The sequence below is a fragment of the Heyndrickxia oleronia genome (assembly GCF_017809215.1).
Taxonomy (GTDB): domain Bacteria; phylum Bacillota; class Bacilli; order Bacillales; family Bacillaceae_C; genus Heyndrickxia; species Heyndrickxia oleronia.
Genome location: NZ_CP065424.1, coordinates 868,268 through 885,199, shown reverse-complemented (window position 1 = coordinate 885,199; position 16,932 = coordinate 868,268). Strand labels below are relative to the sequence as shown.

General features: G+C 36.3%; 13 protein-coding genes. 2 read left to right on the top strand and 11 right to left on the bottom strand.

Annotated elements, in window-relative coordinates; all coding sequences use genetic code 11:
• Window positions 1–58: 58 nt before the first annotated feature.
• The 10 genes from I5818_RS04555 to I5818_RS04510 all read right to left on the bottom strand — a co-directional run bounded on the left by I5818_RS04555 (window position 59) and on the right by I5818_RS04510 (window position 11,268).
• Entirely contained in the window at window positions 59–856 is a 798-nt protein-coding gene (locus tag I5818_RS04555; protein ID WP_078110560.1) for a M55 family metallopeptidase, read from the bottom strand.
• Window positions 857–1,314: 458 nt separating this feature from the next.
• On the bottom strand, window positions 1,315–2,922 hold the full coding sequence (locus tag I5818_RS04550; RefSeq protein WP_071975257.1) for a peptide ABC transporter substrate-binding protein: 1,608 nt from the start codon (window positions 2,920–2,922) through the stop codon (window positions 1,315–1,317).
• Window positions 2,923–3,000: 78 nt separating this feature from the next.
• Entirely contained in the window at window positions 3,001–3,981 is a 981-nt protein-coding gene (locus tag I5818_RS04545; protein WP_071975258.1) for an ABC transporter ATP-binding protein, read from the bottom strand.
• Window positions 3,981–4,979 (bottom strand): ABC transporter ATP-binding protein, encoded by a 999-nt coding sequence (locus I5818_RS04540; protein ID WP_071975259.1) that lies wholly within the window; start codon window positions 4,977–4,979, stop codon window positions 3,981–3,983. The genes I5818_RS04545 and I5818_RS04540 overlap by 1 nt, the downstream gene beginning before the upstream one ends.
• Window positions 4,980–4,992: 13 nt before the next feature.
• A complete protein-coding gene (locus I5818_RS04535) occupies window positions 4,993–5,970 on the bottom strand; it encodes an ABC transporter permease (protein WP_276514087.1) in 978 nt (325 codons plus the stop codon).
• An 11-nt stretch (window positions 5,971–5,981) separates the two neighbouring features.
• Window positions 5,982–6,908, bottom strand: coding sequence for an ABC transporter permease (locus tag I5818_RS04530; protein WP_071975260.1), 927 nt, complete (start codon window positions 6,906–6,908; stop codon window positions 5,982–5,984).
• Between the two features lie 370 nt (window positions 6,909–7,278).
• The gene (locus I5818_RS04525; protein WP_078111317.1) at window positions 7,279–7,998 is read right to left on the bottom strand and encodes a LutC/YkgG family protein; all 720 of its coding nucleotides are present in this window, start codon (window positions 7,996–7,998) and stop codon (window positions 7,279–7,281) included.
• Window positions 7,973–9,424 (bottom strand): LutB/LldF family L-lactate oxidation iron-sulfur protein, encoded by a 1,452-nt coding sequence (locus I5818_RS04520; protein ID WP_078111318.1) that lies wholly within the window; start codon window positions 9,422–9,424, stop codon window positions 7,973–7,975. The genes I5818_RS04525 and I5818_RS04520 overlap by 26 nt, the downstream gene beginning before the upstream one ends.
• Before the next feature lie 19 nt (window positions 9,425–9,443).
• Window positions 9,444–10,163 carry a (Fe-S)-binding protein gene (locus I5818_RS04515; RefSeq protein ID WP_071975263.1) on the bottom strand — a complete coding sequence of 240 codons (720 nt, stop codon included), beginning with the start codon at window positions 10,161–10,163 and terminating at the stop codon, window positions 9,444–9,446.
• Window positions 10,164–10,557: 394 nt separating this feature from the next.
• Entirely contained in the window at window positions 10,558–11,268 is a 711-nt protein-coding gene (locus tag I5818_RS04510) for a FadR/GntR family transcriptional regulator (protein ID WP_071975264.1), read from the bottom strand.
• Window positions 11,269–11,470: 202 nt separating this feature from the next.
• Here I5818_RS04510 and I5818_RS04505 point away from each other — a divergent pair, with 202 nt between their 5' ends.
• Window positions 11,471–13,150: an L-lactate permease gene (locus tag I5818_RS04505; protein WP_071975265.1), complete on the top strand. Its 1,680-nt coding sequence runs from the start codon at window positions 11,471–11,473 to the stop codon at window positions 13,148–13,150.
• A 209-nt stretch (window positions 13,151–13,359) separates the two neighbouring features.
• On the opposite strand, the gene I5818_RS04500 is transcribed toward I5818_RS04505, so the two are convergent.
• Complete coding sequence (locus tag I5818_RS04500; protein ID WP_078110079.1) at window positions 13,360–15,258, bottom strand: S-layer homology domain-containing protein; 1,899 nt, start codon at window positions 15,256–15,258, stop codon at window positions 13,360–13,362.
• A gap of 259 nt (window positions 15,259–15,517) precedes the next feature.
• On the opposite strand from I5818_RS04500, the gene I5818_RS04495 reads away from it, so the two are divergent.
• On the top strand, window positions 15,518–16,876 hold the full coding sequence (locus I5818_RS04495; RefSeq protein ID WP_078110078.1) for an Nramp family divalent metal transporter: 1,359 nt from the start codon (window positions 15,518–15,520) through the stop codon (window positions 16,874–16,876).
• Window positions 16,877–16,932: the final 56 nt, after the last annotated feature.

The following is a 16,932-nucleotide window of genomic DNA, read 5'->3' as shown; positions in this document are numbered from 1 at the left end:
GACTCGCTCTTTTTCTATGTCCTATACTGCATCATATAACTGCATCCTAAAGAATATCTTACAAAACAAAGAACAAAAATTTTAATACATCTAAGTAATTGTATGAATTGTATTCGACAGTTTTCGGACCAGTCTGCTTTGCTCCAGGATAGAAAGAACCTTGATAAGCTTGGAAATGCTCTGTAAAAGCTATTTCTACTTTAAAATGTTCCGGTAACTCAATTGAATACTTTGATAAATCATCTTCTAGTACCACCTTTGCCTGATGATTAATTTCTTTTATCGCCAATTCTGGATGAATGGATATCGATGCATTGCCGATCCCTTCACTTATTTCAACTGTTTTAATATGAGGATTTAGTTTTTTAGCCTCCTCACATAGTTGTTTATCTCCAGAAATTAAAAGTACAGGGACATTAAATAATCCAGAGGTGTATGCATTAATTAAAAACTCACTAGCTATCTGACCATTTATTTTTACATACTCGTTTTTTGTATTCATTGTATGTGCAAGCGGGTTTCCATTTGTTCCCCCAGCTGAATGATATCCAATAAACATCACACCATCAAAGGTTTCATCTAATCCAGCCATCATCAAATAAGGATTTTTCGCCCAACCCCTCATTATTTTTACCTGTACAGGAAGTTTCGATGGGTCTAAATTTCTTGCAGTATTATGTGCATCTTTAATTAGGATATCTGTGTATCCTGCCTCAATAGCTGCCTCACAAGCAGCATTTATCTCCTTGGTCATCTGTTCTAAAAAGTATCTACTGAAAGGAGAAGATGTGTCTGTCTCCTCCCAATTGGCTATACCAGCAACTCCTTCTATATCTGCACTTATAAATAATTTCAAAAGAAAATCCCCCTTTACTAATAATTGGAGCCTTCTCACATTTAAGCTCTTTACTAAAAGCTGTTTTGTATGTTGTTGCCTTTTATAAAAGCCAACTGTCGGCTTTTACATCTAATAGATTTCAGCGGTTCTTATTAAGTTGGTAGCCTTCTCAATGAAATGAAAGGTGTAGCGGTCTTCAGTCGATAATTATTAGATATAACTTTACTTAATAGCAACAATGTTTGAGAAAAGTGCTTTGCTATAACTACGTTGCTTTGCTGCAAAACTCCTCTACTAATTTTTTATGACTGTATTCCTCTATCTATTTAATGATTATAGTAAGAATATGGAGCATATTTTTTTCAAACTGTATGCAATATACAACTGGATAAAATCTGTTGTGATTAGATTAATTTTTAGAGGCAAAAGCCTTTCATACAATAATGCATAATAAATCCTGCATCATCATCCTATTTTTATTCAATATGAGCATATTCAAAGTAGGTATGACCGATATAATTTTTCATTACACCTTTTATATTTGGTTTTACTAGATAAGAATCTTCATAAAAATAGATTGGAATAACAGGCATCTCATCCATTAGTATCTTTTCAGCTTTTGCATAGTTATCCATCCTCTTCTGTTGATCCACAATCTCTTTATTTTCTTTAAGCAAAGCATCATATTCTGCATTACTCCAGCGAACATCATCTGCTGCATTAATCGTTTCAAACAAAGTTAAATGTGTCATCGGATCTAAAAAGTCTCCTGTCCACCCATCCCTAGCAATATGGAAATTTCCCGCTTCTAACTCATCCCAATAAATTTTAGATTCAAGTGTCTTTATTGTGACTTCAACACCTAGATTTTCTTTCCACATGCTTTGGATAGCTTGAGCAATATCCTTATCTGATTGGCTAGCCATCGTTAAAAATTCAATTTCAGGCATGCCCTTTCCATCTGGATATCCTGCCTCCGCTAATAATTTCTTTGCCTCTTCTACATTTTCCTCGAACAAGTTTCCTACCACATCCCTATATTCCCTATCCGTTTGAACACCATGTGGCATTGCATATGGAACAAATCCATAGGCAGGCTTTTCAGTGGATTGCATGACATTTTTTACAATCTGTTCACGATTTAATGAAATACCAAATGCTTTTCTCACCTTAGGATCATCAAATGGTTTTTTTGTTGTATTAATATCAAAATAATAAACGCCGATTCGTGGAGCTGCTACATATTCATCCGTATCTTTATACTTTGCCAATGCTTCTTTGCTAAGATTATCCGAAACATCAATTTCATTATTCATATAAGCGGCAAGTTCAGCCTCCGGGGATTCTATAAAGACAATTTCTAATGTATCAATCTGAACCTTGTCAGCATCTAAGTAGTTTGGATTCTTTTTTAATACATATTTTTCTTTAGGTTTTATTTCTGTTAGAGTAAAAGGGCCAGTTGATAAGTAAGTTTTTGGTGATTTCGTCCAACTCTCTTTACCTTCAACAACATCCTTTCTCACAGGGTAATAGGAAGTAGCACAAAGTAAATTTAAGAAATACGTAGTAGGATTTTCCAAAGTGACTTCGAGTGTTTGATCATCTAAGGCTTTGACTCCTACCTCATCAGCTGTTGCTTTCCCTTCGTTATATGAAAGCCCGTTTTTTAAATAATACAAATCAAAAGCTGCACCCGAAGCAACTTCTGGATTCAAGACTCTTTTCCAAGAGTATTCAAAATCATGAGCAGTTACAGGTTTTCCATCACTCCATTTTGCATTTTTATTAATCTTGAACGTATATTTTGTCTGTGATTCATCCACCACGGTTTCCTCTGCTAAAGCGGGAACAGGCTTTCCGTCTGGACCGATCTTATAGAGTCCTCTAAATAAGTTTTGCATAACAATTGATGAGCGTGAATAAGTGTTAAGTGTGGGATCTAGTGTTTCTGGCTCATCAGGGAGTGCATAAATAATTTTTTTCTTGTCTTTATTATCTGTTTTTGAGCTTTCAGAGCTGCAACCTACAATGACCACAAACACAAAGAAAATCGTCAGCATTAACCTAAGTTTTCTTTTCATTTTCTTCCCCCCAAGAAAATATTGCAAAATTCTTCTATATAATCCTGCTTGAATAAAGCAGGGTGCATAAATAACCCTTTATATAACATGACAAGCGACCAAGTGTTCCTCACCAATTTCACGTAGTTTTGGTTTCTCTAGCGTACATACCTCCTCCGCAAAAGGACAACGTGTTCGAAAAGCACAGCCACTAGGAGGGTTTATTGGACTTGGCACATCCCCTTTAAGATGAATTCTTTCAATCTTTTCTGAAAGATCAGGGTCTGCAATAGGTACCGCGGAGAGCAACGCTTGTGTGTATGGATGCTGCATCTTCGTATAAAGCTCATTTTTTTCAGCTACCTCTACTAAATTACCCAGATACATAACTCCTACCTTGTGTGAGATATGCCGTACCATTGATAGATCGTGAGATACAAATAGATAGGTCAATGCAAATTGTTCTTGAAGCTCTTCAAGCATATTGACAATTTGCGCTTGTATTGATACATCAAGGGCCGAAATGGGTTCATCACAAACAATAAATTCTGGTTCTACTGCTAATGCTCGAGCTATGCCAATCCGTTGACGTTGTCCACCAGAAAACTCATGTGGATAGCGGTTAATATGATCATTTTTAAGACCAACCAAATGAATAAGCTCCTTAATTCGCTCTGTCCGTTCCTTCCCCTTACAAATATTGTGTACATCTAATGGATCTCCAATAATCTCACCTACGGTCATTCTAGGATCAAGGGAGGCATAGGGATCCTGAAAAATCATTTGCATTTTTTTTCGAAAAGGAAACATTTCCTTATTGCTTAAATGAGCGATCGATTGCCCATTAAACAAAATCTCTCCTGATGTAGGCTCATAAAGCTTCATAAGTGTTCGCCCGGCAGTTGTTTTTCCACAACCAGACTCGCCGACTAAACCAAATGTTTCCCCTCTCTTTATTGAAAAACTTACATCATTTACAGCTTTTAATACATTTGAATTTCTACCAAAAAATCCTTTTTTAATACTGAAATGCTTTTTCAAATTTCGAACCTCAACGAGATTTTCTGTTGCTGCAACCATTATCCTATTACCCCCTTATCCACTTTCGGTGCCTTAGGGTGCATTAACCAACATGCAGCCTGGTGCGTATTAGATATGACTGTATTCCTTGGTGGAATCATTTCACACACCTTCATTGCATACTCACACCTTGCAGCAAACGGACAGCCTTTTGGAGGTGCTAGTAAATCGGGAGGAGTTCCCGGAATTGGAATAAGCTTTTTCCTCTCGCCCATTTCTACCTTTGGTATCGAACGTATTAGTCCCCAAGTATATGGATGTTGTGGGTTATAAAACACTTCTCTTATCGTTCCTTCCTCTACAATGATCCCTCCATACATGACAATCACTCTACTGCACATACTAGCAATAACTCCCAAATCATGGGTAATCATGACAATAGATGTATTGATTTTCTTTTTTAAATCACTCATAAGATCAAGAATTTGAGCTTGAATAGTCACATCCAGTGCAGTAGTAGGCTCGTCAGCTATTAATAGCTTGGGATTACAGGAGATGGCAATAGCTATCATAACTCGTTGTCTCATCCCTCCAGAAAGCTCATGAGGGTATTGATTGATTCTATTTTCAGGACTTGGTATATCTACAAGTTTCAGCATTTCAATTGCGCGTTTCTTTGCATCCTTTTTTGATAGTTTTAGATGAATTCGCATAGGTTCCATTATTTGATGGCCAATAGTGAGTAACGGGTTAAGTGAAGTCATTGGATCTTGAAAAATCATTCCTATCTCTCTTCCATGCAATCTTCTCCATTGTTTATAATCCATCATTTCCATGTCTATTCCATTAAAGCTCATTCCTGCTACTTCTATATTTGCGTTATCTGGTAAAAGACCCATAATTGAGAGCATCGTCACACTTTTGCCAGAGCCGGATTCACCAACAATCCCTATAGACTCACCTTTATTGACGTGAAATGAAACTCCACGGACTGCTTGCACTTTTCCTGCATCAATATGAAAATTTGTTTTTAGATTATCCACTAGAAGCAAGCTCACATCAACACCCCCTTTATTTCTTTAACCTTGGATCCAGTGCATCTCTTAGACCATCACCAATAAAATTTAATGAAAACATTGTAATACTGATAGCAAGAGCAGGAAACAGCATTTGATATGGTTGGGTAAATAAGGTTGGAATGGCATCATTCACAAGAGTTCCCCAACTAGCTATTGGAACTTGAATACCAATTCCAAGAAAGCTCAAAAATGCCTCTGAAAAAATAGCAGATGGAACTAAAAATGTGACCGTAACAATAATTGGTCCCATACTATTAGGGATTAGGTGTTTAAATAATATTCGAAGATTAGAAGATCCAATGGAACGTGAGGCAAGGGCATATTCTTGATATTTTAGAGTGATAACTTGAGAGCGCACAATTCTCGCTGTCCCAATCCATGAGGTAATACATAATGCTATTAAAATACTCTGTATACTATTTCCTAGAAACATCATGACTAAAATGATATAAAGTAGGTCTGGAATACTGATCATCATATCGACTATTCGCATCATGATCATATCAAGTCTTCCACCGAAATATCCTGAAATTCCACCATAGATAACACCTATAAGCATATTAATTGTTGCAACTACAAAACCAATTGTTAAACTTATTCTTGCACCGTATAATGTTCTAATAAAAATATCTCTTCCAAATTTATCTGTTCCAAACCAATGTTCAGATGACGGTCCTTGATTACCATTCTCAATATCTTGACCATCATATGTATATTCTGATAGTATTGGCCCAAAAATCGCTGCTAAAGCCATGATGATAATAATGAATAAACCCAATAATGCAAGAGGATCCTTTCTAAAACGTGACCAAGCATCCTGCCAATAAGACTTACTAGGTCGAGCAATGATCTCATCTTCTTTCTCAGACTCATCAAGCTTCTTAAAAAGTTCATCGGGGAGATCGTGTAAATCTTCTGTTTCAAAATTATAGTCTGGTTTCAAATTTTTTATGTTTATTGAATGATTCAATCGTTTCCCCCCTATTCTTCTATTTTTATTCGTCGATCAATTACAACATATAAAATATCGACGATTAGATTTGTGAGTATAATGAAAAAGCCAAAGAAAACGGTCATTCCCAAAATAACAGAATAATCCCGATCTCCTATACTTGTTACAAAGTCCCTCCCTATTCCGGGAATTGAAAATATTTTTTCTATAACGAAACTTCCTGTTAAAAGAATGGCAACTAGTGGACCTAAATAGGTAATTATAGGAATAATGGCATTTTTCAATGCGTGTTTACAAATAACACTTAATTCATGGACGCCTTTCGATCTTGCTGTTCGAATATAGTCTTGACGCATTACTTCCAACATACTAGATCTCATTAGCCTAGCAATATAGGCTATCGGACTAAAGGCTAGTCCCGCTACAGGAAGAATGTAATGCTTCCAACTTGTTAAACCAAATGTAGGTAAAAGATTCAAAATGACTGCGAACAAAAAGAGTAGGAGAACAGCGATCACAAAGTTAGGAATTGAAATTCCAATTGTTGCAAAAATCATCGACGTCCAATCTGGCCACTTCCCCCGCTTTACTGCAGAAATAATTCCCAATGGGATACCGACAATTAGAGCTACAGCAATCGCAACTAATCCGACCTTTGCAGATACAGGAAACCCCTGAGCTATTAATTCATTCACTGTTACATCGGCATTTTTAAAGGACATTCCAAAGTCACCTTGCACCAACTTTTTTAAATAATTAACATATTGAACGCCTAAAGGATCATTTAAACCATATTTATCCTCTATTTTTTCTAATACACTTTTTGGTACATTTCTTTGTTCAGATGGACTAAATGGTCCTCCTGGGATTGCATGCATCAAAAAAAAGGTAATAGTAGTAAGAACAAACATCATAAAAATACCTGCTACAATTCTTTTTAATATATATCGCCCCATGTTAATCCCCCCCTTTTGTACAGAAATAGGTTTTCAACTTTAAACTTCTTTTCTATTAATAAATCATGTTATCAGCCCCTTTTTTATATGAATGATTAAGATATTTATTGCTAATAAAAATTTATGCGGATAAGCCACAGATAATTATATTTATATTTTTTATTAGACTCTTTTCTAAAAACCTTGTTACTATTTAATAAAATTTTTAACTATTAAATATTGTTTGAAGTCCGTTGTCCCTATATTTAACGGATGAGGGAGCGATAAACTTATAAGAACAGTTCTGATAATCTTATCGAAAAAATTTCTTCCATCAAATAAAAGAGACCATCTTTTTCATAAGATGATCTCTTTCCATTGATCTTGGTTTCTATTTATCTTTTACAATAATATATGCTGCCTTGACCGGGCCATGAACCCCAACCACAAGATTCATTTCAATATCGGCTGAGTTGCTTGGGCCGGTAATGAAATTTATGCATGAGGGGAGGATTTCTCCCTTTTGAACCTTTTCTCGGATTTTGATAGATGCTTGTGTCATTCTTTGAACGATTGTACTTTTAGGAATAATCGCTATATAAGTGGTAGGTAGTAAACTAACGGAGCGACCTTTATTTTCATCATTAAATAAAACGACCGTACCAGATTCAGCAAGGGTGATATCGCTAAATGTGATTCCAACATTTGCACGTTCACAACGATCGATATTTTCTTGTCCTTTTGCAGGGTCCCAAATATGAACATCATAGGATTGATTTGGCCAAACGGTTTCTATCAAATCCTGTAATCCAAATTGGTGAAAGCGTTCGTCGTTCCATAAAGAAAGTGGACCACCGCCATAGAACTGAACTATATCTTCTAGTTTTGATCCCAACTCATTCACAGTGGTTTCAAAGTAATCAACATGGATGCTTTTACATTGTTCCTTTAGTACTTGAAGTAATTCATCCTGACTTGCATCCTGTAAGATACGGTACTGTGGCTGAAATGAGTAAACAGGAGTCGATACTCCTTCAGTTCGTTGACCTCCCCCTAAATTCTTAGCGATATTCGCTAAAAATTGTTCACGATTTTGAATGGTTCCGACCATTATGATTCACCCCTTCCTTATGATTTTTAAACCAGTCTCTAAAACGTTCCTTGTTCGGTGCTGGAAAATCACGGATTTCTGTCCATGCTTTCAGAGGTCCAGGACCTTTTTTAATTTTTTCATTCTTCACAAATGGCTTTGCTGCTGTCGTTGCAAGTTTTGAGCCAAAACCATATAAACCACTAGATGCCGCCCCTAAACCGAATGCTTTCATCATTAATTTTTCTGAAATTGGTGCTTTCCCTTCACGCTCAACAATTACCTGTCGATGCTTATGCAGTAATTCATGTAAAGGAATTTTCACTGGACAAGCTTCTGTGCATGCACCGCATAATGATGACGCATAGGGCAATTCCTTATGTTCCTCATATCCTCCAAGCAATGGTGTTAATACAGCACCAATTGGTCCCGGATAAATCGAACCATAAGAGTGTCCTCCAATATGGCGGTAGACAGGACAAACATTGATACATGCCGCACAACGAATACACTGTAAAACAGGCTGGAACTCTGTTCCTAATATTGCTGAACGGCCATTATCCACAATGACGAGATGAAATTCCTCTGGACCATCTATCTCTCCTATTTCCCGAGGTCCTGTTAATGCTGTCACATAGCTTGTTAGTCTTTGACCAACAGCACTTCTTGTTAGCAGACTAACTAAAACTTCAAATTCCTCGTAAGTTGGAACTATTCTTTCCATCCCCATAACAGTAATTTGAGTTTTCGGAAGAGTTGTTACCATTCGGGCATTCCCTTCATTTGTAACTAGTCCTATCGAACCGCTTTCTGCAATCGCAAAGTTGCAGCCAGTTATCCCAATATCGGCAGACAAAAATTCCTTTCGAAGCATTTTTCGTGCATAAGCCGCCAATTCTTCAGGTTTTTCACTTTTGGTATAGCCAATTTTCTTCGTAAATACATCACGAATTTGTTCTTTATTTTTATGTAAGGCAGGTGCTACTATGTGGGATGGTGGATCATGGTCATCAATTTGCAGGATATATTCTCCTAAGTCCGTTTCCACAACATCACAGCCTATTTCTTCCAGACACTCATTTAGGCTGATTTCCTCTGTCACCATTGATTTCGATTTGACGACTTTTTTCCCATTCTTTTTTTTCACAACGTCCTTAATATATTCTTGGGCTTCTACTGCTGTTTGGGCAAAAAAGACATGGCCACCACGTTTAGAAACTTGCTCGCTCAATTGATATAAGTAATAATCAAGATTTGCTAGAACATGTTGACGTATTTCTTCACCAAGTGAACGCCACTCCTCCCAGTTTCCTAGCTGATCTGCTGCTTTGAGTCGATTCGTTTGTAATCTTTCCTGCGCATCACGAACAGCCCCACGCATAAAATCATCTTGTAAACCATCACTCATTCTATTTTTAAAATTCTTTTCACTTATTTGTAAACCCATTCTATCTCACCTCGTTCCCTTATTCTTGATGATTTAACACTTCCGCAATATGCATTACTTGAATTGGTTTACTTTTTCGATCAATCCGGCCACCAATATTCATGAGACATCCGCAGTCCGCCCCAATTAAATAATCACTGGATGTTTCCTCTACATGCTGTACCTTTTCGTCAACCATTTGCTCAGAAATTGGTCCCATTTTTACAGAAAAGGTTCCTCCAAATCCACAGCAGCTCGAAGCATTGGGCAAAGGTGTAACCTCTAACCCTTTTACGTGTTTTAATAGCTTCATAGGGGCATCCTTTACACCTAGCAATCGTGTCATATGACAGGAAGGATGGTAGGTTGCTTTTCCTTTCAAGCTTGCACCTACATCTTCCACTTTTAATACATCCACAAGAAATTGTGTGAATTCATAAGTTTTATCGGCAAGATTTCTTGCTCCCTCTTCCCATTCAGCATCACCTGAAAAAATCTTTGGATATTCTTTAAACATAAATGCGCATGAACCGGAAGGAGCGACCACATAATCAGAATCTTGAAATACAGTAATCATTTTCTTCATTGCCGGTTTCGTATCTTCTACAAAACCACTGTTATAGGACGGCTGTCCACAACAAACCTGCCCACTTGGAAAATCAACTTCGCAGCCAAGTCTTTCTAATATTTGAACCATGGATTTACCTACATCTGTCTTAAACATATCAACAAGACAAGTAATAAATAAGCTTACTTTCAAATTTTCCACCTTCTTCAAATATAAAGAATTATTTACTCATTAGGTCATCAGATGACCTGTTAATATTATAAACCCTATTAAAAGAAAATTGCTAGGCATTTCTATAATTTATGAGCTGAAATAAATTCTTATGTTCAATGCTACTTTTTTAATATTAAATAATTTAATATCTAAGCGGACATTCAAATTATTCCCGAAAATAATCTTAATTTCGATCCGTATTTGAAGCTTAGTACGTTATTTAATACAATACAGAAATAAAATAACATTCCCTATGTCCGCAAAGATATAAAGTTAACTCATATGCCATCAATGAAGAATTTTGTTGACTCCAAGAATGGTCATTTGATAATTTTTTTACATTCGAAAAAAACTATTTTTCGTCTCTTCTCTATTATTTTATATAATCCTTAAGCATGTTTTCCACGCTTTCGAGGTGATCAAGCATCGCATTCCTTGCTTGTTCCTTATTTCTACTTTCAATACCTTCCAAAATTCTACTATGCTGTTCATATAGAATCTCTAAAGTACTAACCCTTGAATATAACCAAATACGTCTAGTTTCTTCCATTGCTTGAACCATCAGTTCAGAAACATGACTCATCAGATTTATTAAAAGTGGATTATGTGTGGCATTAACGATTGCTAAGTGAAAGGCCAAATCAGCTTGTTCACCTAGCTCTTCATTCACTGTAGCTTTTTTCATTTCTTTAAGGGCGATTTTCATTTTATCTAAATCTTCCTCATTATGCTTTTCCGCTGCTGCAACCACTATTCCAGTCTCCAAAATTTTACGAACTTCTAAAAGATGGATAATATCCTCCTTATTCATTAACAATGCTTGTACTATCGAATAGGAAATATCGTTTGGCTCAAATTTTTTTACATAGGTCCCTTCCCCTTGTCTAAGTTCAATCAATCCCATTGCTCTTAGTGATGTAAGTGCCTCACGAATGGCAGATCTTCCAACTGAAAAATTTTCAGCTAGCTGCTGAACAGAATCTAGCTTTTCTCCTGGCTTCAAATTCCCTTCACGAATCATTTCAACTAACTCATCAGCTACTTGCTCATATATTTTTTTGGGTTGTATTTTTTTATATTCCATTTCATCACTCCTGGATAATCCAATCAACATTTTCCTTTTTCTATCTTACTATATACAAGACAGGAAAAAAAAAATTTAGTAGAAAAATGAAAAACATATTGTTTTTCATTTTATAAATATTTATAATTTTTTAATATATATGACATATGGTCATCAGATGACCTATTGACCGTATGAAATTCATTTGAAGGAAGGTTAATATATGAAATATGTACAAAACTTTATCCCCTTTCAAGATCATCTGTACATCTCAGCATTAGTAGCTCTTATTCCTATTCTATTTTTCTTTTGGGCATTAGCTATAAAACGTATGCCCGCATATAAGGCAGGAATCTACACCCTACTTATTGCTTTGGTTATTTCTGTAATCGTTTACAGAATGCCTGTTGTTTTACCTGTCATGTCCGCTACACAAGGGGCAATTTATGGTATTCTTCCGATTGGTTGGATTATTGTTTCTTCAGTATTTTTATATAAACTTACAGTAAAAACAGGTCAATTTGATATTATTCGAAACTCTGTTGTTTCCATTACTGAGGATCGTCGTTTGCAAGCATTACTTGTCGCTTTTTCCTTTGGTGCCTTCTTAGAAGGGGCAGCAGGTTTCGGTGCACCTGTAGCAATTACAGCGGCTCTATTAGTTGGACTTGGATTTAGTCCTCTCTACGCTGCAGGAATATGTTTGTTAGCTAATACTGCTCCTGTTGCATTTGGTGCAATTGGTGCACCGATTATTGCAATGGAGGGCCCGACTGGTCAATCCGCTTTGGAAATTTCAAAAATGGTGGGGCGGCAGTTGCCTTTTATTTCAGTCTTTATCCCATTGTATTTAATTATCGTAATGGCGGGATTAAAGAAAACAAAGGAAGTTCTTCCAGCCATATTAGTATCTGGAATTTCATTTGCAGTTACACAGTATTTCACGTCAAACTTTATGGGTCCGGAGCTTCCTGATGTTTTATCTGCATTAGTATCATTAATCGTACTAACTATCTTCTTGAAATTTTGGAAGCCCAAATCCATTTTCCACTTTTCACATGAAGAGGTAGCTGCTTCATCTGACTCAATACGTACCACTCCTACCTATACAAAAGGACAAATTGCTAAAGCATGGTCACCATTTATTATTTTAACTGTTCTTATTACTATTTGGGGAATTCCCCAAATTAAAACAGCATTAGTCGGACATTACGAAGGTTCTAATATTATTTTGAAAGCGATTAACCTAATTGGTGGATGGATAACCTTTAATCCAAATGTACCATGGTTAAATAATCATGTAATTAATGCTAATGGTGATCCAATTGCTGCTACATATAAATTAGAACTTTTAGGTGCCGCTGGAACAGCAATTCTCATTGCTGCTATAATTACGAAGTTTGTATTAAGGATTTCATGGAAACAATGGTTTTCTGTATTTGGAGAAACGTTAAAGGAATTAAAATTTCCAATTTTAACGATTGTTGTAGTGGTTGCATTTGCATATGTAATGAATTCATCTGGGATGATCACAACACTTGCTTTAGCCCTTGCAAAAACGGGATCTTTTTTCCCATTTTTCTCTCCTGTACTTGGCTGGTTAGGTGTCTTTATTACTGGATCGGATACCTCATCAAATGTTTTATTCGGAACATTACAACAAGTATCTGCCCAATCTGTCGGTATGCATCCATTATTAGCCCTTGCTGCTAACTCATCCGGTGGAGTGACAGGAAAAATGATTTCTCCGCAATCCATTGCCGTGGCTTGTGCGGCTGCAGGGCTAGCAGGTAAAGAATCTGATTTATTCCGTTTTACAATTAAACATAGTCTTTTCTTATTGCTTCTTATTTGTATTATTACATTTTTACAATCTTCTGTATTGACTTGGATGATTCCATAAATGTATAGAAACACCCACTTACGATTAATTAATCGAATTACTCGTTACATGAAGAAAGACTTGGAGCTCCTAACTCCTCGACGAGAAAAAGGAAAATCCGCATTTAGATTTTCCTCAATTTAGCTATAGAAACTAGTTTAATTTTTATACTTTCTTTATAAAAAAGAGGCTGTCTAATTAGACAACCTCTTATACTCTAAGTTTTACTTTTACATACTTTGTACTCGATAGAACATGGTTACGAGGTCTGCTCGTGTAATAGGTTTTTTTGCTTGGTAGGATTGATAATTTTTTGGATTATTTCCTTTTTTGTCTGTGTAGCCATTGACGATTTGATGATCATAGAGCCATTGGATCGCTTCTTTTTCTGTCATCTTCTTGTCTGTGAAGCTTTTGACTAGAAGGATGGCTGCTTCCCCTCTAGTTACGACATGATTTGATTTTCCGGTAACAGGTAGTTCGTAAGATTTCGCTAATGTGTAGAGATTCTTGACCGATTCATCCTTTAAATCCTGTCCTAATGTATATCGTAGAAATACATTCAAGTATTGGCTTTCAGTCATAGGTTGATTTGGTTTGAGCAGTTGCTCCTTAGCAAACCCTTTGATGATTCCATGATTAACGGCCCATTCAAAGGCTTCTGACCAATAAGCATCTTTTTTGTAATCTTTAAAAATCGATAAATCTACATGTTCCTGCTCTTCTAGTGAGCCTGTTTTGACCCATGTTGCTACATCATCGATTAGTTCTGGAGCAACATTACCTGGTGTACTATATTCAGTCACACCATTTGCCTCTCCTTTAATATTCACAAGAAAATGCATCATATCAGGGTAGGATCGAAACTGGACATTATCATGACCCTTTAAAGCAGTCTTCCAATTTTCTAATTGCTCTGCTGGTACCTGGATATCCTTATTCCCTTGTAAGAAGAGCATAGGCGTATCTTGCTTTTTGATTAATTCGGATGGCTGATAATCTCTTAAATCAAACCACCAATAGGCTGGTTGTAATTGAAATTCAGCTGGAATATGATCCTTATTATAGTTTGGATTGTCTAGCATAGAGAATTGACTTTTATATACTTCTAATTCCATTTTGGCCTGATCGATTTGTTCCTGAGGTGCTTTCATTCCTTCAGCACGCTTGATTGATTGCTCCATTTGCCAAAGTAAAAGCTCATGGAATTTTCCTGTTGGACCAGCTACACCGATTGCGCCTTTTATCTCATGATTCTTATCATTATCTAAAATAAGCGGAAGAGCATACCCGCCTTGGCTATGTCCAAGCACATAAATATTCTTTGCATCTACCTCTGGAACTGATTTAAGTGCAGATACAGCCAGATTTGCATCCAGCACAGTTTCCTCCATTATAGAAAACTTTGGATCCTTGCTCGATTTTAATGCATGAGTATTGGTCCTTTTATCATAACGGAGAACGGCTACTCCTTTATTCGCTAATCCTACTGCAATGTCACGGAATGGCTTAAATCCATAGGCTGTCTCATCCATATCATTTGGACCTGAACCATGAACAAGAACAACAACCGGGAATGGTCCCTCTCCTTTAGGTACAGTCAAAATTCCTGGTAAAGCAAATTCACCTTCTCCAACTTGTATCTGTTTTTCTGAATAATTTTCAGGATGATTGTACGATGGATTGCTAAACTGATTAGGATCAGTAGCCATCTCAGTATGGAAATCATCTACCTTTCCACTTTTATCTACATTGACTACAAAGCTAAACGGACCTAGTTCAGCTGTGACCAACATCGTCACCTTATTATGTATGCCATTATTTACATTACTTTGAACATTGAAGGTTTGTATTTTTCCGAATGTAGCTGTAAGTCCTTGAAAAATTTGAGGCACTTCTTCTTTTGAATAATATTTTTGTAGATTACCATTGAATAATTGATAGATTTCATTCCATTTTTGATCCTTTACTAATGAAAGAAATTCCTTCGCAACCTGACCATCCTCTACTTGCTGGGATAATTCGTTAGCAGACACCGGATGAACTGGTAGTGTTAATCCCCCTCCAATCATAGCTGCACTTAATGATGTTGCAAGTAGCCACTTCCCAACGATTTTTTTTCTTTTCACATATTTCACTCCCTCTTTTAGATTTAATTTTTCATACGTTTATATAGTGGAAAGGTTTCAAAATATTTCAATTGATGGAAAAATAAATTCAGTTCATATATTTTACCATTAAATAAAATGTTTCCCTCAGGCAAAATTTATTTACAAATGCAAACCAGAGTGTTAAGATGGGTACATAAAAAAATTCTACTTTTTTAAACCAAAAGTTGCCCAAGGGAAACTAAATTATAATTGTTCAACTATTTGAGAGGTGGTAAACATGAATGCACATGCTAATCAAACACATAAAGAACAAGGTTGGCTCAAACAAAGTTCAAATGTAAGTCTAGAGGAAGTAAATAACTCGGTTAAGGTTCCAAATAAGGCGGGATTCTGGAGAAAATTTCTTGCATTTGCTGGTCCAGGATCATTAGTCGCGGTTGGTTATGTTGATCCAGGAAACTGGGCAACATCTATTGCAGGTGGTGCACGTTTTGGTTATACGCTTTTATCTGTCATTTTAATTTCAAATCTAATGGCTATTTTACTGCAAGGATTATCAGCTAAACTAGGAATTGTAACCGGCAGAGATCTAGCACAAGCTACAAGAGATGCAACAGGTAAAAAGATGGCTGTATTTCTTTGGATCCTAACAGAGCTTGCGATTATTGCCACAGACTTAGCTGAAGTAATTGGTTCAGCCATTGCTTTAAATCTTTTATTTGGAATTCCTCTATTAATGGGGATAATCATTACTACATTGGATGTTCTATTACTTTTACTTCTTCAGAAAAAAGGATTTAGGATTATTGAATCCATAATTATTGTTTTAATGACCACAATATTTGGAGTGTTTGCTTTTGAAGTGATTATTTCAAAGCCTGAAGTTTCAGCATTATTAAGTGGGTATGTTCCAAAAGCAGAAATTGTGACCAATCCAGAGATGCTATTTATTTCTTTAGGAATTCTAGGAGCAACCGTAATGCCACATAATTTATATTTGCATTCATCAATAGTGCAAACGAGACAGTTTACACGGGATCGACAAGGTAAGAAGGAAGCTATTAAATTTTCTTTACTAGATTCAACTTTTTCTTTAACGATTGCCTTTTTAATTAATTCAGGAATATTAATTTTAGGTGCAGCCGCATTTCATGGTACTGGATTAGACGTATCTGAAATTGAAGGAGCATATAAACTACTAAGTCCAACATTAGGGGTCGGAATAGCAAGTACCCTATTTGCAGTTGCTTTACTTGCATCTGGACAAAATTCAACAATTACTGGTACTTTAACAGGGCAAATCGTTATGGAAGGATTCGTTAATCTCAGAATTTCACCATGGCTTCGCCGTTTGATCACACGCCTGATAGCTGTCATACCAGCATTTATTGTTACATGGATTGCTGGATCACGGGGAACTGCTGACTTGCTTTTATGGAGTCAGGTCATCTTAAGTCTACAGCTCCCATTTGCCGTCGTTCCATTAGTATTATTCACAAGCAGTAAAAAGAAAATGGGTGAATTCACGAACTCTATGTGGGTTAAAGTTCTTTCGTGGTTATGTACACTCGTAATCATTGCACTCAATATTTTCTTAGTTGGATATATCATCGTCACTGGTCATGAAATAGGGTAATTATTAAGAAGTAGTTTGTTCCAATACAAGCTACTTCTTTTTTTTTACAATAAAGG

Bases quoted from the DNA above. Each gene is read 5' to 3' on its own strand.
- I5818_RS04550 (WP_071975257.1), bottom strand. From the start codon at position 2,922: ATGAAAAGAAAACTTAGGTTAATGCTGACGATTTTCTTTGTGTTTGTG.
- I5818_RS04545 (WP_071975258.1), bottom strand. From the start codon at position 3,981: ATGGTTGCAGCAACAGAAAATCTCGTTGAGGTTCGAAATTTGAAAAAG.
- I5818_RS04530 (WP_071975260.1), bottom strand. From the start codon at position 6,908: ATGGGGCGATATATATTAAAAAGAATTGTAGCAGGTATTTTTATGATG.
- I5818_RS04525 (WP_078111317.1), bottom strand. From the start codon at position 7,998: ATGGTCGGAACCATTCAAAATCGTGAACAATTTTTAGCGAATATCGCT.
- I5818_RS04520 (WP_078111318.1), bottom strand. From the start codon at position 9,424: ATGGGTTTACAAATAAGTGAAAAGAATTTTAAAAATAGAATGAGTGAT.
- I5818_RS04510 (WP_071975264.1), bottom strand. From the start codon at position 11,268: ATGGAATATAAAAAAATACAACCCAAAAAAATATATGAGCAAGTAGCT.
- I5818_RS04505 (WP_071975265.1), top strand. From the start codon at position 11,471: ATGAAATATGTACAAAACTTTATCCCCTTTCAAGATCATCTGTACATC.
- I5818_RS04495 (WP_078110078.1), top strand. From the start codon at position 15,518: ATGAATGCACATGCTAATCAAACACATAAAGAACAAGGTTGGCTCAAA.